20 protein-coding genes are annotated in these 22,793 nt (G+C 51.9%); 11 read left to right on the top strand and 9 right to left on the bottom strand.

Annotation, left to right across the window (positions count from 1 at the left end; translation table 11 throughout):
* Positions 1-20 precede the first annotated feature (20 nt).
* Positions 21-1,118, bottom strand: a complete 1,098-nt coding sequence (locus AACU55_RS23330) for a glycerol dehydrogenase (protein ID WP_134706221.1) — start codon at positions 1,116-1,118, stop codon at positions 21-23.
* A 390-nt stretch (positions 1,119-1,508) separates the two neighbouring features.
* On the opposite strand from AACU55_RS23330, the gene AACU55_RS23325 reads away from it, so the two are divergent.
* Positions 1,509-1,691 (top strand): hypothetical protein, encoded by a 183-nt coding sequence (locus AACU55_RS23325; protein ID WP_134706220.1) that lies wholly within the window; start codon positions 1,509-1,511, stop codon positions 1,689-1,691.
* A gap of 283 nt (positions 1,692-1,974) precedes the next feature.
* On the opposite strand, the gene AACU55_RS23320 is transcribed toward AACU55_RS23325, so the two are convergent.
* Positions 1,975-3,633 (bottom strand): glucan biosynthesis protein D, encoded by a 1,659-nt coding sequence (locus AACU55_RS23320; protein WP_037034752.1) that lies wholly within the window; start codon positions 3,631-3,633, stop codon positions 1,975-1,977.
* A 418-nt stretch (positions 3,634-4,051) separates the two neighbouring features.
* Between AACU55_RS23320 and AACU55_RS23315 the strand changes: the two genes are divergently transcribed.
* A complete protein-coding gene (locus AACU55_RS23315; RefSeq protein ID WP_134706219.1) occupies positions 4,052-5,428 on the top strand; it encodes a CoA transferase in 1,377 nt (458 codons plus the stop codon).
* Between the two features lie 2 nt (positions 5,429-5,430).
* Here AACU55_RS23315 and AACU55_RS23310 read toward each other — a convergent pair whose 3' ends face one another.
* Positions 5,431-6,282, bottom strand: a complete 852-nt coding sequence (locus AACU55_RS23310; RefSeq protein ID WP_134706218.1) for an AraC family transcriptional regulator — start codon at positions 6,280-6,282, stop codon at positions 5,431-5,433.
* Between the two features lie 260 nt (positions 6,283-6,542).
* Here AACU55_RS23310 and AACU55_RS23305 point away from each other — a divergent pair, with 260 nt between their 5' ends.
* The 5 genes from AACU55_RS23305 to AACU55_RS23285 all read left to right on the top strand — a co-directional run bounded on the left by AACU55_RS23305 (position 6,543) and on the right by AACU55_RS23285 (position 13,840).
* Positions 6,543-8,381 (top strand): DUF2264 domain-containing protein, encoded by a 1,839-nt coding sequence (locus tag AACU55_RS23305; RefSeq protein ID WP_134706217.1) that lies wholly within the window; start codon positions 6,543-6,545, stop codon positions 8,379-8,381.
* A 27-nt stretch (positions 8,382-8,408) separates the two neighbouring features.
* Entirely contained in the window at positions 8,409-9,698 is a 1,290-nt protein-coding gene (locus AACU55_RS23300) for an oligosaccharide MFS transporter (protein ID WP_013575252.1), read from the top strand.
* Complete coding sequence (locus tag AACU55_RS23295; protein WP_112151873.1) at positions 9,695-10,885, top strand: glycoside hydrolase family 88 protein; 1,191 nt, start codon at positions 9,695-9,697, stop codon at positions 10,883-10,885. The genes AACU55_RS23300 and AACU55_RS23295 overlap by 4 nt, the downstream gene beginning before the upstream one ends.
* A 389-nt stretch (positions 10,886-11,274) precedes the next feature.
* Positions 11,275-11,889: a transcriptional regulator RcsA gene (gene rcsA, locus AACU55_RS23290; protein ID WP_015689856.1), complete on the top strand. Its 615-nt coding sequence runs from the start codon at positions 11,275-11,277 to the stop codon at positions 11,887-11,889.
* 250 nt (positions 11,890-12,139) lie between these two features.
* Positions 12,140-13,840 carry a methyl-accepting chemotaxis protein gene (locus AACU55_RS23285; protein ID WP_134706216.1) on the top strand — a complete coding sequence of 567 codons (1,701 nt, stop codon included), beginning with the start codon at positions 12,140-12,142 and terminating at the stop codon, positions 13,838-13,840.
* A gap of 102 nt (positions 13,841-13,942) precedes the next feature.
* Here AACU55_RS23285 and dsrB read toward each other — a convergent pair whose 3' ends face one another.
* From dsrB to AACU55_RS23255, 6 genes are all read right to left on the bottom strand, one after another.
* Positions 13,943-14,140 (bottom strand): protein DsrB, encoded by a 198-nt coding sequence (dsrB, locus tag AACU55_RS23280; RefSeq protein ID WP_013575248.1) that lies wholly within the window; start codon positions 14,138-14,140, stop codon positions 13,943-13,945.
* A gap of 424 nt (positions 14,141-14,564) precedes the next feature.
* Positions 14,565-14,774, bottom strand: coding sequence for a transcription antiterminator/RNA stability regulator CspE (gene cspE / locus AACU55_RS23275; RefSeq protein ID WP_013575246.1), 210 nt, complete (start codon positions 14,772-14,774; stop codon positions 14,565-14,567).
* 298 nt (positions 14,775-15,072) lie between these two features.
* Positions 15,073-15,996, bottom strand: coding sequence for a potassium channel family protein (locus tag AACU55_RS23270; protein ID WP_134706215.1), 924 nt, complete (start codon positions 15,994-15,996; stop codon positions 15,073-15,075).
* 99 nt (positions 15,997-16,095) lie between these two features.
* A complete protein-coding gene (locus AACU55_RS23265) occupies positions 16,096-16,434 on the bottom strand; it encodes a hypothetical protein (RefSeq protein WP_013575244.1) in 339 nt (112 codons plus the stop codon).
* A 200-nt stretch (positions 16,435-16,634) separates the two neighbouring features.
* Complete coding sequence (locus tag AACU55_RS23260; RefSeq protein ID WP_013575243.1) at positions 16,635-17,693, bottom strand: NAD(P)-dependent alcohol dehydrogenase; 1,059 nt, start codon at positions 17,691-17,693, stop codon at positions 16,635-16,637.
* 206 nt (positions 17,694-17,899) lie between these two features.
* Entirely contained in the window at positions 17,900-18,910 is a 1,011-nt protein-coding gene (locus tag AACU55_RS23255; RefSeq protein WP_037034761.1) for an AI-2E family transporter, read from the bottom strand.
* 183 nt (positions 18,911-19,093) lie between these two features.
* Here AACU55_RS23255 and AACU55_RS23250 point away from each other — a divergent pair, with 183 nt between their 5' ends.
* The 4 genes from AACU55_RS23250 to AACU55_RS23235 all read left to right on the top strand — a co-directional run bounded on the left by AACU55_RS23250 (position 19,094) and on the right by AACU55_RS23235 (position 22,760).
* On the top strand, positions 19,094-19,753 hold the full coding sequence (locus AACU55_RS23250; protein ID WP_134706214.1) for an epoxyqueuosine reductase QueH: 660 nt from the start codon (positions 19,094-19,096) through the stop codon (positions 19,751-19,753).
* A 335-nt stretch (positions 19,754-20,088) separates the two neighbouring features.
* Positions 20,089-20,778 (top strand): DUF969 domain-containing protein, encoded by a 690-nt coding sequence (locus AACU55_RS23245; RefSeq protein ID WP_013575240.1) that lies wholly within the window; start codon positions 20,089-20,091, stop codon positions 20,776-20,778.
* Positions 20,775-21,725 carry a DUF979 domain-containing protein gene (locus AACU55_RS23240; protein ID WP_037034764.1) on the top strand — a complete coding sequence of 317 codons (951 nt, stop codon included), beginning with the start codon at positions 20,775-20,777 and terminating at the stop codon, positions 21,723-21,725. The genes AACU55_RS23245 and AACU55_RS23240 overlap by 4 nt, the downstream gene beginning before the upstream one ends.
* 12 nt (positions 21,726-21,737) lie before the next feature.
* Positions 21,738-22,760: a DUF2891 domain-containing protein gene (locus tag AACU55_RS23235; protein WP_134706213.1), complete on the top strand. Its 1,023-nt coding sequence runs from the start codon at positions 21,738-21,740 to the stop codon at positions 22,758-22,760.
* Positions 22,761-22,793: the final 33 nt, after the last annotated feature.

Raw genomic sequence — 22,793 nt, 5'->3', positions numbered from 1 at the left:
CCGAAGGCACAAGCCGATAATTACTTCACAGTTTTACTGAACGCATCCACCGCCAGAATGGCATTCGCCACATCTTCGGCGGACAGGTTGTGGTTCAGATTGCCCAGCGTATCACCCTCGCCGCCTGCCAGCGCGCCCACTTTCACCAGATTGGCGAAAGATTCGTTTTCCAGATGCATTTCTTTCAGCGTGGTTGGCATTTTGATGGCGCGGTAGAAGCGCACGTATTTCGCGATTTCTTCGTCCGGACGCTGTTCCAGCACCATCTGCGTCAATGTACCGTATGCCACTTTTTCACCGTGCGTCAGATGGTGAATATCACCAGAGATCGCAGTAAAACCATTGTGGATGGCATGCGCCCCCGCCAGACCGGCATTTTCAAAACCCAGACCGGAAAGCAATGTGTTGGCTTCCACCACGGCTTCAACCGCTGGCGTCACCAGTTTCTGCTCAACTGCGGTGTAAGCACTGTAGCCGTAAGTCAGCAGCGTTTTTTCGCAGGCTTCGGCAATGGCCATCCCGGCGATAGTCGGGTCGCCGCCTACCATCGACTGGGAATGGGAACGCAATACCGCCTGCGCTTCAACAAAGGTCGCCAGGCCGTCAGCGATACCGGAGGCGAACAGGCGTACCGGTGCCTGTGCGCAAACATGGGTATCCACCAGCACCAGATCCGGGTTTTTATTGTAGAAACGGTAGGATTCGAAAACGCCTTCATCGGTGTAGATCACCGACAGCGCACTGCACGGCGCATCGGTAGAGGCCACGGTCGGCACAATCACTACGTTTTGTTTCAGTTCATCTGCAATGGCTTTAACCGTGTCGAGCGTCTTACCGCCACCGAGCCCGACCACTACCTGTGTTCCCGCATCACGGGCGATACCTGCCAGACGGGTGATTTCGTTGGCAGAGGCTTCACCGTTAAAGCGCTCGTAGTGGAATTCTACGCCCGCTTTTTTCAATGATTTCTGTACGCGGTCGCCGATAATTCCCCAAACAACATCATCAGCAATCAGGAATGATTTTCCCCCCAGGTCGGGCAGATAATCCCCTAACTCATCCAGTACACCGCTGCCCTGAACGTATTTTCTTGGCGAAGAGAAGATAAATTTACTCATGATAAAAACCTCTTTTCGTTGATAATGTGAAAGTGAATAACTCTCCGAGGGTAACGCAGCATGACAGGAAGCCCAACCCTTTTAATTCACATTAACAGCATGACTCGCAAAGAATTTCTTCAATTAATGCGGAAGTTTAAAATAATGAGGCAATTCATATTTGAACGATTTAATACCTCTTAATGATTATTAAAATTCGCATGCTTCATTACTGATAGATAAAGCGCAGTCTGTTAGCTTTTAACTATTGAATGCATCAATAAAAGCGACTTTCCCTTATCAGTAAACCCCGTAGAATTCATCGCATTGGCAGCACGTCGTAAGCAGTGGTCATTAGCCAGCTCGCTGTTAGCCATTCCATTAATATTTCTGAAATTAATAAGGAACAGCATGTACAACTTTCAGCGCTATAACGCCAAAGAACTGGCGCTTGCCTATATGAGCAGCAAATCACACGACTTTTCGCCGAACGAATTTTTACAACAGTTGAAAGAGGTCGAGAAATCTTTCGACATGGCGCTGCGAAATCCGCAACAGCAGCCACAGAACGGAATGTTGGTGAAGGCGTTTTGATTGCCATCTTGCCCTTCATCAGTTAAGTGCCGTGCGTTACCCTTGCTTTACCCGTGGAAGTATTTTGCACGTGCCTGTATTGGGTTCATCTGCAAAAATAAAATAGAAAAAAAGCAAAAGCCCCGAATAGTCGGGGCTTTTTGTATTTATTAATGACGACTCCCCTAAATCATTCAAGTTGCAGGAAGGCGGCAAACGAACGAATCCCGATAAGCTGACTAAAGTCAGTGATTCGGGTGAGCGAATGCAGCCAACGCACCTGCGGTTTGAAGGATGACGGGGACTACTTCGTCATCTGACGGTCATCAATGTACTTGCGTTTATCCGGCGCTGGCGGGAAATACTGATACAGCCAGGTTTCAGACAGCGCAGTCTGGCCGTTGCGCAGGAACATACGCAGCTCGACCGGCGCGACTGAATCGCTGTCCGGATACCAGTCAAACAGGATGCGATAACCGTCGAACGGCTGCACATACAAAATTTCGATGTTTTTGATTTTACCCGCCGAGACGTTGATCACCGGCTCGATCCCTTTATCAGCAAAGGCTTTCAGCTCACCACCAACAAAATCGATAGCAAAACGGCGCGCCCAGACTTGCGGATAGTTCTCACCCGGCGCCCACCCTTCCGGGAAACCGCCCATACCGGTGCGGGTCGCCAGCACATTCGCCAGCGGGCTGCGGTGAGGGGGTACGGAACTCCAGTACAGCTTGTAGCTGAAACTAAATTCAGCACCGGACTTCACCGGTTTTTCCGGTTGCCAGAAGCACACCACGTTATCCAGCGTTTCCCCCGTAGTCGGGATTTCCATCAGATTGACGGCGCCCTTGCCCCAGTCCCCGACCGGTTCTACCCACAGGCTCGGACGCTTGTTGTACCAGCCAATCACGTCCTGATAATTATTGAATTCATGGTCGAGTTGCAACAGACCAAAACCTTTCGGGCTGTTGTCGCTGAAGGCGTTGAACTGCAATCGCTGCGGGTTGTTCAACGGGCGACAAATCCACTCGCCGGTACCGGTCCACATTTCCAGGCGATCAGAGTCGTGGATTTGCGGGTGGATGGTGTCGCAACGGCCACGTTCACTGGTGCCACAACTGAACATGCTGGTCATCGGAGAAATGCCCAGTTGTTTGATATCTTCGCGGGCATGCAGATGGTTTTCAATTTCCATCACCACACGGGTCGGTTCGCAGTGGATCACGAATTTATACGCGCCGGTAATGCTCATGCCGTCCAGCAAGGCGTAAACCGTAAAAGTCGTGTCGCCAGGTTTTGGCGTATCAAACCAGAATGCGGTGAAATCAGGGAATTCTTCCGGCTGATCGGTAAAGGTATCGACCGCCACACCACGGGCTGACAGGCCATATTGGTAGGTATCATCTACTGCACGAAAATAGCTGGCACCGAGGAAGGAAACCACGTCGCGGCGCGTCAGTTCAGGGGCTTTATTGACTTTAAAACCGGCGAAACCAAGATTTGAGAAGCCTTCCAGTTGTTTGGTATCCACACCGGCATCGTGATAGTTAAACAATTCAGGGCGGAAATGGATTTCGCGCGCCATGTGTTTCACCGGATCTACAGAATACATGCGCACGCGGCGTTTGAAGCCCATGCCGACGTGAAACAGCTCCACATCAAGCTGACGGTCAGGCAGACCATTCCACAGCGAATGTGCATGATCATACTGAATCGCGTTGTAGGCCTGTGGCGTGAGTTCAGCCAGCGTCTTCGGCAACGGCTGCGGCGCGCCACCGTAGGGCTTGTCCGCCAAATCTTTCGCCATTTTTTTCAGCGCGTTGAAATCAAACGGCAATTCGCCGCCGTCTGCCACATTCGCCTCTGCCGCTTCTGCGGAACGGGTGAACAGTGTGGACATAGCCGGCACACCACACCAGGCGGCGAATGCCATAGATGCTTTAATAAATGCTCTTCGTTCCATGCCAGAATCGTTTCCTGTACTGGGCAAAAAAATCCGGGGGCTTCGTCACAAAAACGCAGTCCCCGCGTATTCAGAATTTTCGACCCTAAGGCTAACGTAAAATTCACAAGCCGAGTACAAGAAATTGAATGCATTCAGCTAATATTTTGCTTGAAAAAGTTAGCGCTTATGACAGTGCTCATCCCCCGTATGACAGGGGATGAGCCGGTTTTCAGAAACGCCGGTTTTAGCCGTAATTCCTGCCCTGTTGAGGTGCACAACCCCCCGGTGACTTTAGGAACATTCTGTTACCGGAAGGTTACTATCACTCATGATTCAGCGTGTTATCCGCGCCGGGTTAGCACGCCTTTGTGCCCGCCCTGCTATGCTGAAATCTTATCGCTTTGTGATTTTTTGTTTTACTGCATGAGGTTTCAGCATGTCCGATGCACTGATTCAGGAGAAAGCCCGTGCGCTATACGCGCAGTTAACCGGCAAAATTTCACTCCCCTGCACGCTCCATGTCAGCGGTGCCGGAAATCTTCCCTCTTATTATCCTGTGACCCCGCTGATTGCCGCCTCTGTTGCGCTGGCAGGAATCGCAGTGTCGCAACTGGTCGCCCTCAGAAACGGCAAACACGATGCCGTAACCGTGGATCGCCGTCTGGCCTCGCTGTGGTGTAAAACCAGTATCCGGCCTGACGGCTGGGAAATACCGCCAGCCTGGGACAGTCTGGCGGGTGATTACGCCACGGCCGACGGCTGGATCCGTTTGCATACCAATGCCCCCGCGCACCGTAAGGTAGTTGAAACACTGCTCGGCAAAGCGGAAAACCGCGAGGCGCTGGCGCTGCGGGTGGTGATGTGGAAAAAAGCAGCACTGGAACACGCCGTGGTGCGGGCGGGTGGATGTGCCGCGCAGATGCTCAGCCCGGAAGAATGGCAGCAGCATGTTCAGGGAAAATCGCTGAACGCGGAACCTCTTTTTCAGCATGCGTTGTCCGTTAAAGTGGCACCGCCGCATTGGGAATTATCCCCGCAACAGCCGCTGGCGGGCGTGAAAGTACTCGATCTGACACGGATTATCGCCGGGCCGGTGGCGACGCGTTTTCTCGCAGGACTGGGGGCGGATGTATTACGCATTGATCCCTTTGGCTGGGATGAACCCAGTCAGGAAGCGGATGTCACCCTGGGTAAACACTGTGCGCGGCTGAACCTGCATAACCCGCAGGACCGGCACCGTTTCGAAGAATTACTGCGGGACGCGGATGTGATTGTGCATGGCTATCGCGCAGGCGCGCTGCACAAACTGGGTTACGGCAGTGAACAACGTCGCGCGATTGCGCCAGGGCTGGTGGATGTGTGCCTGAATGCCTATGGCTGGAGCGGGCCATGGCGCGAACGGCGCGGGTTTGACAGTCTGGTGCAAATGAGCTGCGGGATCGCTGAACAGGGAATGCAGCGTTCCGGTCGTCACAAGCCTGTTCCGCTGCCGGTGCAGGCGCTGGATCACACTACCGGTTATCTGATGGCTGCGGCAGTGCTGCACGGTTTGACGCAACGTATGGAAACCGGTCAGGGCAGCGAATGCCGCCTTTCACTGGCACGTACCGCCCGCGAACTGATGGAAAATAGCACCTTAGCAGAAAGCGGTGAACCACTGATTGAATCCGCGGATCCGGCCGACTTTTTGCCCGAACAGAAACGTACGGTCTGGGGCCATGCCCGGCGTTTGCTTCCTCCTGTTCGTCTGGAAAATACGACATTACACTGGCGCTTCCCGGCTTCACCGCTCGGCTCTGCCCCCGCCAGCTAGCGTTAAGTCGTCAGAGAAAATGCCGCCTTGCGATACTGCAACGGCGTTTTGCCGATCATCTTTTTAAAACGGGTAATAAAATACGGCGCGTCAGTAAATCCGCATTGCAGTCCGATTTCTTCGACCGAACGGTCGGTGGAACGCAGTAATTCACATGCCCTTTTAACCCGCCGGGTGGCAAGGTAATCCTGAATGGAGCCCCCGGTTTCCTGCCCGAAAACCCGCGAGATATAACTTTCTGACAACCCGATGGCCGCTGAGAGCTGCGCCAGAGAAAACTTCTGCACGTAATTTTCTTCAATCCACTGCATCACTTTAGAGACCGTTGTCCGGCTGATGGTTTTCGGCAATGCGTCCTCTGCGGGCATAAAGGCCATCAGTTGCAAAATCAGCAGGGTAATTTCTTCCCACTGATCGGCCTGTGCTTCAGACAACTGATTGAACTGCTCGAGAATGACTTCTATATGGCTGGCATGTTCGCTGAGATCATAAATGTGTGCCGCGCGGTCGGCATCCCACAAACTTGCGAACCGTGCCCGGCGTTGCGGGAACGATTGCAGGCAGCCATCCAGCAACTGGTGGTCCAGATGAATGGTGGTGCGCAAATACAGGTTCTTTTCACCGGATTCGACAAACACTTTGTGCAGTTTAAAAGGCGGAAAGACAAACAACCGTCCCGGGCGCAACGTGTATTGCTGATTATCCACAATGACAATGCCGTAACCCTGACTGACGAAAAGTAACTCCAGACACTGATGCCAGTGGAAATAATTAGCACTCCCACGGTTCATCCGGTTAAAAGAAACCTGACGTTCATTAAGGGCAATGCGTTCCAGATAATCAGATACCGGCATTCCTGTTTTCCTCAGTTCATTTTTACGTCATTAACGGCCAGGACAACAAAACACAATTTTCAGTCAGCTTTTTATAATTTAAGCCGTTTTAATCGTGGTTTGATAATCACAATTTCAAAAATCACGCCATTCTGTGAAGCACGTAACAATCAGCGATTTTCAGTTCTCTATATTTCACTCGCAGCACAAAGAATTGAAATAATATTTCAAATTAATAAACCCTTATTTTCTGCTTCCCTCACATCACCGGGAGAGTTTTTATGACGCCGAAAAAAGTGAACATCAATAATCCGTTACAGACCCGCGATGATGTGCAGCATCTGCTGAAAGAATTGCTCGCGGCGGTGTCGCCTTATACGGAAGAAGGCAAAAGCGGAATCAGTCTGGGCAATTCCACCACCCATTACGGCAAAGAGATTGCCAAAATGGAAGCACTGTCACGCATGTTGTGGGGAATATTCCCGCTGCTGGCGGGTGGCGGTGAATGTGAAGATTTGCCTTTTTATCTGAATGCCATTCGTTTCGGCACCGATCCGCAGCATCCGCAATACTGGGGAAAAATCCGTGATTTTGATCAGCGCTGCGTAGAAATGGCCGCGTTTGGCGTCGGGCTGACGCTGCTGAACAAGCAATTGTTGCAGCATTTCAGCGCGCAGGAGCAACAGAATCTGGCTGACTGGCTGAATCAGGGACGCGATGCCACCATCCCGAATAATAACTGGAATTTCTTCCCGGTCATGGTGCAGATGGGTTTTAAAGTCTCCGGATTACCCTGGGATCAGGAAGCCGTGGCGGCCCGATTTGCGCTGATGGAAGAATATTATCTGGGCGATGGCTGGTATTCCGACGGTCCCGGCAGGCCGCGTGATTACTACATTTCGATGGCGTTTCATTATTACGGGCTGCTGTATGCACAGAATATGGCCGATGTGGATGCGCCGCGTGCGGCCATGTTACGTGAACGCGCACAACGTTTCGCACAGGATTTCATTACGATGTTTTCAGCAGGCGGCGCGGCGGTGCCTTTCGGACGTAGCCTGGCTTATCGTTTTGCCGAAGCGGCGTTCTGGAGTGCGGCGGCGTACAGCAAACTGGAGGTGTTCAGCCCGGGTATTATCAAGGGGCTGATTTTGCGTCATTTGCGTCACTGGCTAAAAGAGCCGATTTTCGACCGCGACGGCGTGCTCAGCATTGGTTACCACACACCGAATCTGGTGATGGCTGAAGACTATAACGCGCCGGGTTCACCTTACTGGGCATGCAAACTGTTCCTGGTGCTGGCACTGCCGCCGGACGATGCCTTCTGGCAGGCAGAAGAAGCGCCGCTTCCGGTACTGCCCGCCGCGCACTGTATTCCTCATGCTAACCAGATCCTGACCCGCGATGCCGAAGGCCAGCATGTGGTGATGCTGACATCCGGGCAGCTTGAGCTGAATAACTTTGTGAATACCGAAGCCAAATACACCAAATTCGCCTATTCCAGTCAGTTCGGTTTCACCTTAGATCGCGGACGTTACGGGCTGAACCACGCCGGTTGCGATTCGATGCTGATGTTCTCTGAAGGCGACGGTTATTTTCGCGGACGCCGGGACTGTGAAGAGACCCGGATCACCGGCGAGATGATTTACTCCCGCTGGCTGCCGTGGCACGACGTTGCCGTGCGTACCTGGCTGATCCCCTGCGGTGACTGGCATCTGCGGGTTCATCACATCGAGAATCAGCGTCCGCTGGAGACAGCCGAAGGCGGTTTTGCGGTAATGCAGGAGCCTTCAACGCAAACACAGCTGTCGGCAGAAAAACGTGGTGTGACAGTCACGGCACGCAACGGCGTCAGCCGGATTGTCGCACTTGAAGAAAGCGAACCACGCGAAGCCTCCGCCGTTATCACCCCGCCCAACAGCAGCATTATGTTCGCCGAAACCGCCGCCATTCCGGTGCTGAAATCGTCACTGCCTGCCGGTTCTCACTGGCTGATATGCGCCGTATGTGCGTCTGCTACCCGTGATATCAACGCGCTGGCCGGGCCGGAAGTCAGTCGTCAGGGGCAACAATTGCGCTGGCAATATCAGGGTAACAGCGGGCACATCACGTTAGGTTAATCCTCAGGATCCGTTTCAGGAGTCACTATGAAAGCCATAAAAACAGCCAGTAAAACGGCTTACTACAAAATGAGCAGCTTTATATTCCTGTATTTCTTCACCTGGTCTTCAAGCTTCGGGCTATATGCCTTGTGGCTGGGGCAAAAAGCCGGCCTCGACAGTGTCAGTATCGGTACCGTGTTTGCCGTTAACGGCGTGTTCGCGGTGATCATGAAGCCGGTTTACGGCTATATCATGGACAAAATCGGCATGAGCAAATCTCTGCTGTACTTTGTCGTGCTGGTTTCTGCCCTGATGGCACCGTTCTTTATTTTCGTTTATCAGCCCCTGCTGGACAGCCATCTGATGCTCGGGATTATCGTCGGTGCGCTGTATCTGAGCCTCGGCTGGTACGCCGGTGTCGCAGCATCCGAATCTTACGCCGACCGCTTCAGCCGCCTGTATCACATGGAGTTCGGGCAGGTCCGCATGTGGGGTTCGCTGGGCTGGGCGCTGGCCGCGTCGTTCTCCGGCGTGCTGTTTAATCTCTCCCCGGCCTGGAACTTCGGGCTGAGCAGCGCCACCTCGCTGGTCATGCTGGCGGTGCTGTTGTCGCTGAAAATCGGTGATGAAGAACTCAAAGATAACGACGTGATTTCACAACAAAAGATCGTGTTCAGCGATGTGATTTTACTGCTCAAAAACCGCAAGTTCTGGATGTTCTCGCTCTATGTCGCCGGAGTGGCGTGGATGATGTTTGTCGCCGAACAGCAATTTTCACGTTATTTCGTCACCTTCTTCGACACTAAAGAGCAAGGCAACGCCTGGTACGGTTATCTGAGCACCGTGCAGTCCGGCCTCGAATTCCTGATGATGATGGTGATCCCTTTCCTGGTGAATTATTTCGGCGCCAAGAAAAGCCTGCTGCTGGTCGGTGCACTGGTGGGATTACGCCTGATTGCCTCCGGGCTGACCAACGATCCGCTGCTGATTTCTATTATCAAGCCGTTCTACGGGCTGGAAATCGCGCTGCTGCTGGTGTCGGTATTCAAGTACATCGCCGAGCATTTCAGCAAACGCGTCAACGCCACCATGTATCTGCTGGGCTATCAGGCCATGATTTATGTTGGCTCGATTGTGGTCGCCCCTCCTGCTGGTTACTTCTACGACCGCATCGGTTTTGAACACACTTATCTGATTATGGGCGGTATCGCACTGTGCTTTACGCTGATTTCCGCCTTCACGTTATCGGCCTGCCACAGCCTGCGCTCAGGCACACCCGTACCGGCTGAACAGGTTGAAGTTGAAACTATTGGAATGGAAAGGGAGAAGGTATGACTATCACCATCGCGAAAGAGACGTTGTTACCCGTGGAACTGAATCAGCTGGATAAGATCGCCTTTGCACAAAAAATGCAGCGCGCGCGCCAGACGGTGCTCAGCAAAATTTCCCGCAATCTGGAGAAGTTCGGCAATAAGTTCCCGGCGGAAACCTGCGAAAACGGCCATTACCCGCTGACAGAGAATGTGGAGTGGACCACCAGTTTCTGGACCGGTCAGCTATGGCTGGCATGGGAAATGACCGGCGATGACCGTTACCGGCTGGCGGCAGAAAAACAGGTCACGTCGTTTGGTAACCGTATCGCCAACCGCATTGATACCGCGACGCATGACCTCGGTTTTCTCTACAGCCTCTCATGCGTCAGCGCGTATAAACTGACCGGCAACCGGCAGGCGCGCGGTTTTGCACTCCTCGCAGCTGAAGCGCTGATGGAACGTTTTAATACCCAGGCGAAAATCATTCAGGCGTGGGGCGATTTAAATGACCCGGAACAGGCTGGCCGCATGATTATCGACTGCAATATGAATCTGCCTTTATTGTACTGGGCGAGTGAGCAAACCGGTGAACCGCGCTTCGCCGAGGCTGCCCGCGCCCATGCAGAACAGGCGGCGAAATATATTGTCCGCCCGGACGCCTCGACCTATCACACGTATTACATGGATACCGTGACCGGCGAGCCGCGTTTTGGTAATACGCATCAGGGATATGCTGATGACTCCTGCTGGTCACGGGGTCAGGCCTGGGGCATCTACGGTTTTCTGCTCAGCTATCGTTATACCGGCGATGCAGATCAGGTTGAGCTGTCACGGCGTCTTGCGCATTATTTCCTTAACCGCTTACCGGAAGACGATGTCTGCCACTGGGATCTGGCACTGCTCGGCACCGATGCCGTTCGCGACAGTTCGGCTGCGGCTATTGCGGTCTGCGGCCTGCTGAGTCTGGCCACCGCGCTGCCAGCCACCGATGATAAACGTGCGTGCTATGAAGAAATGGCGCTGCGCATGATGGACTCACTGACTGAGAATTATCTTACCGGTGATCAGGAGGATTGTGACGGTTTGCTTAAGCATTCTGTCTATCACATGGCGAGCGGTAAAGGCGTAGATGAGTGTTGCAGCTGGGGGGACTATTTTTATGTCGAAGCGCTGACACGCGTGACGCAATGCTGGCAGTCCTACTGGTAATCTCTGTGACGCAGTGTTTACGCACTGCGTCCGCTTTTCCTGCCATTTTCATTCGTGAATTGTTTTTAAGCATACGCAGGGTTATCAGCATATTGTTATGTCTTCCAGAGTGTTACTGTAACATCATAATCAATTAGCTTTTCTTCTATGTCCTTACATCCATTAAGAATAGTCTTAATTCGAGTCATTTTTTTGTTCAGTCACAAAATAAATTGTGACATAAACCAAATTTACCAAACCCCTTCCTACCTCTTACGGGGTAAAAAAATCACTTCCAACCGGACAGATTTCATGCAAAAAGTAGAGTCAGCATGCAGTTTGTGCCTTTTGTGCTGACACCAAAGAATCCAATCATTATGCAGAACAGGGATGTCCTATGGGGACTTACTATGCAAACGATAATCTTGGATCCATGCCGGTATACGCGTCTCGGATTGCAACAATTTCTCGCCAGTGAACAAGACATCAGTTACGTCAGCCATTTTGAGCAGCTTCTCAATGGTTGCAGCAAACTGAATCCTTCCCTTGTTTTTATTAACGAGGATTGCATATCGCCTCATTCAGGTAATAAAGAGCGTCTGGGAGAACTGATCACCGAATACCCTGATACGCTGTTTTTTATTTTTATGTCCCGTACACGTATTCATTTCGAAGAGTATATTTTCGTGCGTAAGAACGTGATTATCACGTCGAAATCCATTAAGGCCGATACCCTTAAGCAGTTAATCAATCATCCGTTATTGCCGCAGTCGCAGGATCCTGCCAGCAGCGGAATGCTCGATACCCGGCCTGTGATGCTCAGCCGTTCTGAATCAGCGATGCTCAAGATGTGGATGTCCGGCAACGGCACCATTGAAATATCCGATAAATTACAAATTAAAACCAAAACGGTGTCTTCCTATAAGGGAAATATTAAAAGGAAAATAAAATCACCGAATAAACATATTATTTATCACGTCGTCCGTTTATGTGATCAGCTTACCAACGGCATCTACGTCAATTAACCCCCCGCCCCTCTCTTTCGGCCTCCTGCTACAGGCTACGCAACGGTGTGGCCTGTAGAAATCGTCGTTAATCTCTGAAAATGAGATCTCCGCCACAAATATAAACTGAATCCCTGCGCCGGAATGCCGATGACACCCTATGGCGTTTTTTTCGTCAAGGCCGGACTTGCCCGCTGGCAATGCCTTTATCGCTGTCACTGACCGCCCGGAACAGGCGGTATACAGGATCAATTGAGCGGAACAAAATAAAATGGATACTCCTACACAGTTAACGACCAGAACCTCCTTTATCAGCAATATTCGCCTTGTTACCCTGATTAGCCTGATTCTTACCGGGATCCTTTTCCTTTTTGCTGTGTCCATCGGCACCTCCGGTTTCTTTCTGAAGCAAAGTAATGCCGCGCTGGCAAACGCCACCCAGGAGCTGCAAATCCGTCTGGCGCTTTCCAACAGTTCAAACCATCTGCGTACCGCACGTTTGCTGTTGATTCAGGCCGCTGCAGCCGCGCGTATTGGCGATCAGGATGTGTTTAGCCAAAACCTGAAGGACGCTGCCAGCCGCATTAAACAGTCACAAACCTCGTTTGATTCGTATATCAACCGGCCAAATAAAACCGATAAAGATCGGGCGCTCGATGAACCGCTGAAAAAAGCCTACGACGCCTATCTGACTCAGGGCATGGCGCCGATGCTGGAATCGGCCAAACAGGCACATTTCGAAGAAGTGATTTCTCAGGAAGCAGAAACAGTACGTGGCCTGGACCTCGCCAATAACGTCCCGCTGCTGGCGGCGATTGCCTATCGCACCCAAACCGCTAACACCATCAATGATAAAGCGCAGCGCAATGCCGTGCTCGGTTATACCCTGATGGGCGGCGGTTTCCTGCTGGCGCTGGTCCTGACCTTCATCACTTATCTGGTCATGCGCAAAGTGATTATTCATCCGCTGAACCGGATGGTGATGCGCATTCAGAAAATTGCCGAGGGAGATCTGACGCAGCCCACCCGGGCACATGGTCGGAATGAAATCGGCGTACTGAGCAACAACGTAGATCAAATGCAACGCTCGCTGGCGTCAACGGTGCTGACCGTACGTGAAGGCGCGGTGTCTATTTATCAGGGGTCGACAGAAATTGCTTCGGGCAATACCGATTTATCATCGCGAACCGAACAACAGGCGGCGGCACTGGAAGAAACGGCTGCCAGCATGGAACAGCTGACGGCGACGGTGAAACAGAACTCCGAAAACGCCCACCACGCCAGCAAACTGGCCGCCGACGCCTCCAATAAAGCGCAAAAAGGCGGGAATATTGTGGCGGAGGTTGTCAGTACCATGGATAAGATTTCCCGCAGTTCGACCAAAATTGCTGAAATCACCAATGTGATCAACAGTATCGCTTTCCAGACAAACATTCTGGCGCTCAATGCCGCCGTGGAAGCGGCACGCGCCGGTGAACAGGGGCGTGGATTTGCGGTGGTGGCCAGCGAAGTGCGCAGCCTGGCACAACGAAGTGCACAGGCAGCGAAAGAAATCGAAGCGCTGATTGAAGAATCCGTCGATTACGTCGGCGAAGGCAGCATTCTGGTGGGCGATGCAGGTGACACGATGTCAGAAATTGTCACTGCGGTCAGCCATGTGACGGACATCATGGGTGAAATCGCTTCCGCATCGGATGAACAAAGTCGTGGGATCAGTCAGGTCAGCCAGGCGGTGTCGGAAATGGATGGTGTCACGCAGCAAAACGCCTCACTGGTGCAGGAAGCCTCAGCGGCGGCCGCGTCACTGGAAGAACAGGCCGCGCGCCTGACACAGGCTGTCGCGGTGTTCCGTCTGGATGGCAGCACACGCAGTGCGCAGCCACAGTCCCCTGCATCATCCCGCGCCCTGCCCGGCCCGGCTTCCCGTTCGTCAAAAGGGGTGAACGATGAGCCGAACTGGGAAACGTTCTGATCGTCGCGTCAGCGTTATTCCTGACGGGCAATAAGTAAAAAAATACCGGTGGCAAATCTTCTGCCCCGGTATTTTTTTATTCGTAACGGATGTAGCGTAACGTTATTCAGAACCTTCACGTGGTTCGACAAACGTGCCGTCTTTGGTGTCGCCTTCATTGAAGAACCAGATGCCCGCCGGATATTCCTCCAGCGAAACCAGATACATGACGCCTTCGTAAAACTCCTCTACGGCTAATACTTTACCTTCGCGGCGCGGCCCGCCGTCGGTTTTCACTGTCACAAGATCATTAACTTTCATCAGGTTATCCCATGGTTTTCAATTATGATTATTGTAGTACAGACCACCGCACAAAGGCATGGCATGAAAGGAAAGATAATGCGAAACGGTAAAATACCCCTGCGGGACTCTTTTCATTTTCTTAACGAATTGAAGCAAGAATCCTGACTTTCATTTTCTCTATACTGGCGGTGTGCTTACCCCCCGAGGAAGTACATAATGAATGTCATAAGAAATATTTTGCCCGCCGTTATGCGGGCTTTTTTTTATCTTTTTGCCAGAGACCGCCGGATAAAACAGCAGACGCTCGCAGAAATGACAAACGGCGTATCAACGATACGGTTAACTGATAAGCGGTTAATGACAAACAACAGACGTAAAAAAACCCGCGCATGCGGGTTTTTGTCATCTGTACTTTTATCGCTGAAACAGCGGTAAAGCAAGATTAGATAGCGGTAACGTTAGCCGCAGACGGACCTTTAGCACCGTTCTCGATAGTGAACTGTACGTTCTGGCCTTCAGCCAGGGTCTTGAAACCTTGATCCTGGATAGCGGAGAAGTGTACGAACACATCTTTGCTGCCGTCAGCAGGAGTGATGAAGCCAAAGCCTTTAGACTCGTTAAACCACTTAACCTGACCTTTCATCATTGACATAAGAATTACCTTTTAAAAATAAATTTCGCCACCATGGGCATGTTATAGCCGGATTTCAGTCGTTACTTATGGAGGCACTAAGAAGGAAATTCGTCAGAGCAGGGTTATCATGGATAACGCTTTAAATTGGAACAACTTTACTCAGGATGTCGTGCATAAATAGGTCTGTACCACAGGCCGGTATGTATTTACTCATGACTGCCCTTTAATAGCAACTCTTTTTAATGCAATGCTGCGGTAAAGCGCGAAATTAGTCTAATTTTGTACCGAACAGTTCAATAGATGTACAGTTATCAGGCTATTTTTCAACAGGTTGTGGTTTATCGGCCGCTAAGACCGCTCCGCAATGTGCGCAAAATTTTGCATCTATTTCATGGCCAGAATGCAGACAAGTCTGACAAGAACGGGCAGCACGCCCTTTTTCCAATTCCTGCGACATATAAGCCGTTAAAATTCCGGTCGGCACGGCAATGATCGAATACCCCAGCAGGATCAGCACCGACGCAAGCATTCTTCCCAGTGCAGTATGCGGTGTAATGTCCCCGTATCCGACCGTCGTCAGCGTCACCACGGCCCAGTAAACAGACGCGCCCAGCGACGTAAATCCGCCGTTGCCGCCTTCGGCAGCAAACATCAGCCCGCCGAAAAGACAAAGAATAATGGCGACAAAGCCAAAGAAGATGCAGAGCTTACGTTTCGCACGCATCAGGCTGCGCCATAAAACCCCGGCGTCGCTCATGTAGCGCAATAATTTCAGTACCCGCAGCACACGTAAAATTCTCAGCAGGCGGATGAGGATCTCCAGATCCCCCGCCCCCGCGAAGGAAGGCAGCATCCACAGGATGTACATGGGCAGAATGGTGCAGAGATCGATGATGCCGAAAAAACTCACCGGATAACGGGTTTTGCGGGGCGAACAGACCACCCGTAAGACGTATTCCACCGTAAAAAGCGCGGTAAACCCCATTTCGACCAGGCCGAACAACGGGATGATATTAGGTGTCGCCGGAAACAAGTCATATGCACTGGATTCGATAAACAGCAGCAGAACGCTGAGCAGTGACGCCAGGATCCAGAATATTTCCATCCGGCGGCCGCTGCGGGTGCGGTGTTCAAATAAAAGGGCATAACAGCGGCGTCGGGCTGACGCAAAAAAGCGGTAATCCTGAGACATAACCGGCACCAGCAAAAAGGAATTATGGCAAGAATAGACGCTTTTCATCGCCCTCGCCTGCGGACAAAAAGTCCAAAAAAAACGCCGGTCGCACAAGGTATTGGTGAAATACACTGTGCGACCGGCGTTGACTGACGGCACGGAGAATTAATCCATTAATTCAGACACCGCGTGACGAACATATGCCGTGATTTGCGCGACGTCGTCTGCGTCTGCACTGCCGCCGCCAATCGACCGCACGGTATTCTCCAGATGGCCGATATCCTGTTCAACTTTCTTGGCAATCTGCACTTTAACAATAGTGTCGACTGAAGAGATAAAAGCCCGCATGACGGCTTTCAGCGCGAAAATCTCACCGAAAGAATCGTACGCAGGTTTGTCAGAGGCCGCTGGTTGAGCAACCCGTGGTGGCAAGTTTTTCAGCCTGTCCACATGTTCAATCATCAGATCCATGTCTCTGATGAGTTCGTCAAAACTCTTAGCCACTGGTTTTCCTTCGCCCGGCGAAAGGCAGCAGGATACCACCGCGCTTTCAAGCCGAGAAGTCACAGAAACGTGTAAAGAGTAAATTTCGCCACAATGCGCCCGCCCTAGCGGGTTCTTCTACACAGAGAGTCGTAAGCCGGACAGGCGCATCAGATCGCTATTTAGCTGCTTATTTAATCAACGCAGCGCAATACGGCCTTTCAGGCGTTTTTCAATGACGCCATATCAACAACAAAGCGGTATTTCACGTCGCTTTTCAGCATGCGTTCGTACGCGCCGTTGATGTCCTGCATGTCAATCATTTCCACATCACAGGAAATGTCATGCTCAGCACAGAAATCCAGCATTTCCTGGGTTTCAGCGATACCACCGATCAGAGAACCGGCAACGGTTTTGCGGCCCATAACCAGTTTGCCGCTGTGCAGCGCAGGTTCGATTGGCTCAATAAGGCCGACCAGAATATGGGTACCGTCACGTTTGAGCGTGTCCAGATACGGGTTCAGATCATGTGGATTGGGCACGGTGTCCAGGATGAAATCGAAGTGGCTTTTTACAGCGGCCATTTGTTTTTCATCAGTAGACAGCACCACGTGGTCCGCGCCCAGACGGTAAGCCTCCTGCTCTTTACCTTTGGAACGGGTGAACAGCGTCACGTCTGCGCCCAGTGCTTTGGCAAATTTCAGACCCATGTGACCCAGACCGCCCAGGCCCACCACAGCCACTTTGTGACCTTTCCCGATTTTCCAGTGTTTCAGCGGAGAATACGTGGTGATACCGGCACACAGCAGCGGTGCAGCAGATTTGATGTCCAGTTTTTCAGAAACACGCAGAACGAATTTTTCTGAAACCACGATTTGTTCGGAATAACCGCCGTAGGTCATCATATTGTCATGACGATCATGGCTGTTATAGGTCATGGTAGCGCCTTCTTCACAGTACTGTTCCAGGCTTTCCGCGCAGGATTCACAATGCTGACAAGAATCGACCATACAACCGACACCGACGGTGTCGCCCACTTTGAAGCCAGAGACTTTCGCGCCAACCTGTTTCACGCGTCCGATAATTTCATGCCCCGGAACCATCGGATAAATGCTTTGATGCCATTCATTACGCGCCTGGTGGATGTCAGAGTGGCAAACACCGCAGTACAGAATGTCGATCACAACGTCGGTATCACGCGGGTCACGGCGAACAAAATTATGAGGCGCAAGAGGCGCATCCGCTGAAAGTGCAGCGAAACCACGAACGTTAAGCGTCATTTTTATCTCCTGATTGGATTACGGAATACTTCATGCCCGCAGAAAAGGCAGGCACCGCAAAATTATGACGCTTTAAGATGACTCACTGATATAACGATCCTCGCCATTACTTGCCTGAATCTGTTTATTTCAGGATTTTCAGGCGGGATTGTGCAGAGACTAAACAGTGGCACTTTGCCCGCAAAGCGCCACGTTTTAAGAAAGGATTAAATCAGACCCGCTTCTTTCAGTTCGCTTTTCAGATAAGCGTAATAGATAGGTGCAGCGACTACGCCGGGTATGCCAAACGCCGCCTCGAAGATCAGCATCGCCAGTAAAACCTCCCAGGATTTCGCCTTGATGCGGCTGCCAACAATGCGGGCATTCAGGAAGTATTCCACTTTGTGGATGATGATCAGATACGCCAGCACCAGCGCGCCGACCCACAGCGACAGCGACAGGCCGACGATGAAAATCAGCGTATTCGAAATCAGATTACCAATAACCGGCAGCAACCCGCAGACGAAGGTCACGACAACCAGCGTTTTTGCCAGCGGCAGATGAATGCCGAACAGCGGTAAAATGCCAAACAGGAAAATACCTGACAGCACGGTATTGATCAGGGAAATCTGGAACTGCGCAAAGACCACGTTACGGAAGGCTTCGCCCAGCAAATGCATCCGCTGCAACAGCTCTTTTTTCAGCGGGGCGTGCAGTTCACCTTTGCGCGGCTGCTGAAGCGAGATAATCGCGCCGAGGATCATACCGATGATCATGGTCAGGAAAACGTGGGCAGCATTCTTGCCAACGGCCTGAATCATCACGATATGTTCACGCAGCCATTGCAGGAAACTGCGCTGCAACTCTTCAATATTCGCCGGTAAATAATGCAGTAATACCGGCGATAAACGGCTTTGTGCGTCTGTCAGCAGATGCGAGACCATGGCGTTAAACGCCACCGGATTACGCATATCCTCCATCAGAAAATCCGCAATGCCCGCAATCGCCAGCGTCAGACAACTGATCACCAGGGTCGCGATAATGGCCACCACCACCCAGCGGGCACGTTCGCCACTGATGATTTTTTGAAAGTACGGGGTAAGCGCATTGATGAGTTCAAACACTAAAAAACCGGCAATAAAACATGCCAGTAAATGAAGAGGAAGAATCAGTAACAGCCCGCCCATCACAATCAACACACTGAGCCAGCGAATTTGATTCGATCTCATAATCTGCATTGCCTGTATCCTTAAATCTCTGTTCACCGGGCTTCGCCCTGACGTGGTCACATCATAGCACTGAACGCCGGCGCACAATCCTCCGGTAAGTTAAACAGTTAAGAAAATTTTGACTGGCGGGGAGGTTCTTTTATTATCCCCCTGAAAAAGTCGTAAAGAAAATCTGAGAGTCTGGAGAAAAGTATGTCTGAATTAATCCGCGATAAACTGAGCCTGCCTGCAGGGCACGATAAATTATTACTGCATTCCTGCTGCGCACCCTGCTCGGGCGAAGTGATGGAAGCCATTCAGGCATCGGGGATCGACTATACAATTTTCTTCTACAACCCGAATATTCACCCGCAGAAAGAATATCTTCTGCGCAAAGAAGAAAACATGCGATTTGCCGGACAGCATGGCATTCCTTTTATTGATGCAGATTACGACACCGATAATTGGTTTGCGCGGGCGAAGGGCATGGAAAATGAACCTGAGCGCGGCGTGCGCTGCACCATGTGTTTTGACATGCGTTTTGAACGTACGGCGTTATACGCCTTTGAACATGGTTTCAGCGCCATCACCAGTTGTCTGGGGATTTCCCGCTGGAAAGACATGAAGCAAATTACCGGCAGTGGCGAACGCGCTGCGGCGCCTTATCCGGGCATGGTTTACTGGGATTATAACTGGCGTAAAAAAGGCGGCTCTGCGCGCATGGTTGAAATCAGCAAACGCGAACGCTTTTACCAGCAGGAATATTGCGGCTGCGTTTATTCCCTGCGCGACAGCAACTTACACCGTAAATCGCAGGGGCGGGACTTAATCAAACTCGGTGTGAAATATTACGGCGACGAAGACGGCGAATAACCCCGCCTCAGCCCCTCTCTTTTTGTTATACCCGTCCATCAGGCCGGGTTATTTATTCTGTTATTTCGCCCGCGCCCTGTCAGATACGCCAGTCATAATTTCCAGACCAGTTATTTATTTTGTCAGAATGCTAAACATCAGATTCATAGAATAATTTCCTATGACCTCCCCTGCCTTTGCATCTTGCGTTCACCGTTAACGCTTGTTACTTTCCGCCTCACGCTTTTTATATACGCATTAATTCTAAGTAATAACACGCAGTTATTACCCGCGTATAGCGCTGTTCAGATCCATTAAAAATATAAAACAAACACAACATTATTGAGGGACAAAATATGTGGGTTTTAATTGGTATTCCGATCGTCGTGCTGGGTTTTGCACTGCGGTTTAATCCTTTATTAGTGGTGACCGTGGCCGGTATTTCTACCGGTCTGGCGGGCGGCATGCATACTATCGATATCATCAGCGCCTTCGGCAAAGCGTTCACCGATAACCGCTATATGGGATTGATCTGGCTGACACTGCCGGTGATCGCGATCCTCGAGCGCAGCGGCCTGAAAGAACAGGCCCGTCATCTGATTTCCAAAGTGCATGCCGCCACTACCGGCCGTGTGCTGATGCTGTACTTCTTCCTGCGTCAGATGACCGCCGCACTGGGGCTTAACTCGCTGGGCGGTCATGCACAGATGGTTCGCCCGCTGATAGCGCCGATGGCTGAAGCTGCGGCCACCACCAAATACGGCGATTTGCCTAATGATGTGCGACAGAAAATCCGTGCTCACGCGGCAGCCGCCGATAACGTGGCGGTGTTCTTCGGTGAAGACATTTTCATTGCCGTGCAATCTATCCTGCTGATCAAAGGTTTTCTGGAACAGTACGGCATTAACGTTGAACCGCTGCATCTGTCTGTCTGGGCGATCCCTACCGCCATTGCTGCGCTGATTATCCACTTTATACGGTTATGGCTGCTTGACCGCTCGCTGGCTAAACGCTTCGACGTTCATCACGGGAGTGCAGCGAAATGATCACTTTGCAGACTGTTTATATTCTTGCGGGCCTGATGTTCTGCGCCTATGCGTTCTTCAACGTGCGCGATAAAAGCCATTCCCGCCGTTATGTCAACGCGCTGTTCTGGGGCATTTACGGTGTCACTTTCCTGTTTGGCGCTGAATTGCCGCACTTCGTGACCGGCTGTATGGCGATTTTACTGGCGGTCATCGCCGGTAGCGGGAAACTGGGTAAAGGCAAATCAGACAGTGAGCAGCCCGGACAGGTCGAAAAACGCGAAGCGGGCGCCAAACGTTTTGGCAACAGACTGTTTATTCCCGCCCTGCTGATCCCGATTGTGACCCTGATCGGCACCCTGACGCTGAAATACACGCCGCTGGTAGAAGCCAAAAACGTGACGCTGATTTCGCTGGTACTCGGTACGCTGGTGGCCTTTATTGTGGCGCTGATTATGCTGCGTGATTCGCCGGTCAAAGCCGTGAAAGCGGGCGGACAGACGATGGACACCGTCGGCTGGGCGGCTATTCTGCCGCAGATGCTGGCCGCACTCGGCGCGCTGTTTGCGCTGGCGGGGGTCGGTGGCGTGGTATCTGAACTGGTCAAAAACATCATTCCGCTCGGCTCACCGCTGGCGATTGTGATTGCCTATACCTTCGGCATGGCACTTTTCACCATGATCATGGGAAATGGTTTTGCCGCCTTCCCGGTGATGACCGCGGGGATCGGGCTGCCACTCATCGTCAACCAGTTGGGTGGAAATCCGGCGATTATGGGCGCGATCGGCATGTTGTCCGGTTTCTGCGGCACCTTAATGACGCCGATGGCGGCCAATTTCAATATCGTGCCTGCGGCCTTGCTCGAATTGCAGGACAAGAATGGCGTGATTAAAGCGCAGTGGAAAACCGGTGTATTGCTGTTGCTGGTGAATACCGCGTTTATGTATTTCTTTGTGTTCCGTTTCTGATAAGGAAAGACGATGACGACGCAACAAAGTACCGCCCTGACGCCAGAGATGGCGTCCCGTTTTGCCTCACTGGCGCTGAATCATTTAACCCGTGAATTCCCGAACAAACTCATGCATGCCATGAGCAGCGCGGCAGATGCGCAAACGCCACGCCAGTTACATCCGGTCTTTTACGGCAGCTATGACTGGCATTCCTGCGTGCACGGATACTGGTTATTGCTGCGCCTGCTGGATCGTTTTCCGCAATTACCGGAAGCTGAAAAAATCATTGCGGTGATCGGCCAGCATTTCACGCCAGAAAACGTCGCCGGTGAAATGGCCTATCTGCAACAACCGCAACATGCCGGATTTGAAAGACCGTATGGCTGGGCGTGGTTTCTGGCGCTGAGCCAGCAATTGCATGGGATGGCATTGCCGCAGGCTGCTGAATGGGTAAAAACGCTGGCGCCGATGAGCCGGTTCTTCGAAAAGAGTTTTAGTGAGTTTTTGCCCAAAGCCACCTATCCCCTGCGGGTCGGCAGCCATTTCAACACCGCGTTTGCGCTGGCATTAACGCTCGATTATGCGCGCTGCGTTAAGCATCACAAACTGGCAGAACTGATCGAAGAAACGGCGCTGCGCTGGCATCTGGAAGATGTGCATTGTCAGGCGTGGGAACCGGGCGGTGATGAATTCCTGTCACCCTCCCTGATGGAGGCTGAACTGATGCGGCGCGTTCTGCCGGGCGAAGCATTTGTGACCTGGTTTGGCCGTTTCCTGCCGGATCTGGCTCACAGTCAGCCTGCCACGCTTTTCACCCCCGCCACGGTCACTGACCGCAGTGACGGTAAAATTGGCCATCTGGACGGACTGAATCTCAGCCGCGCCTGGTGTCAGCGTTCGCTGGCCTCTGCGCTGCCAGCGGGCGATCCGCGTGCGGCCTTGCTGCGCCAGACGGCAGAAGCCCATCTGCACAGCGCGCTGAACCATCTCGACAGCACCTACATGGGCGAACACTGGCTGGCGACCTTTGCCCTGTTAGCACTCGAAGCCTGACAGCCCTCTTCCTCTGTTCAGCCGCAGGGTTAC

The sequence above is a fragment of the Rahnella sp. CJA17(1/100) genome (genome assembly GCF_963881615.1).
Lineage (GTDB): Bacteria > Pseudomonadota > Gammaproteobacteria > Enterobacterales > Enterobacteriaceae > Rahnella > Rahnella aceris.
This window is presented reverse-complemented; position numbering and strand designations above follow the sequence as displayed.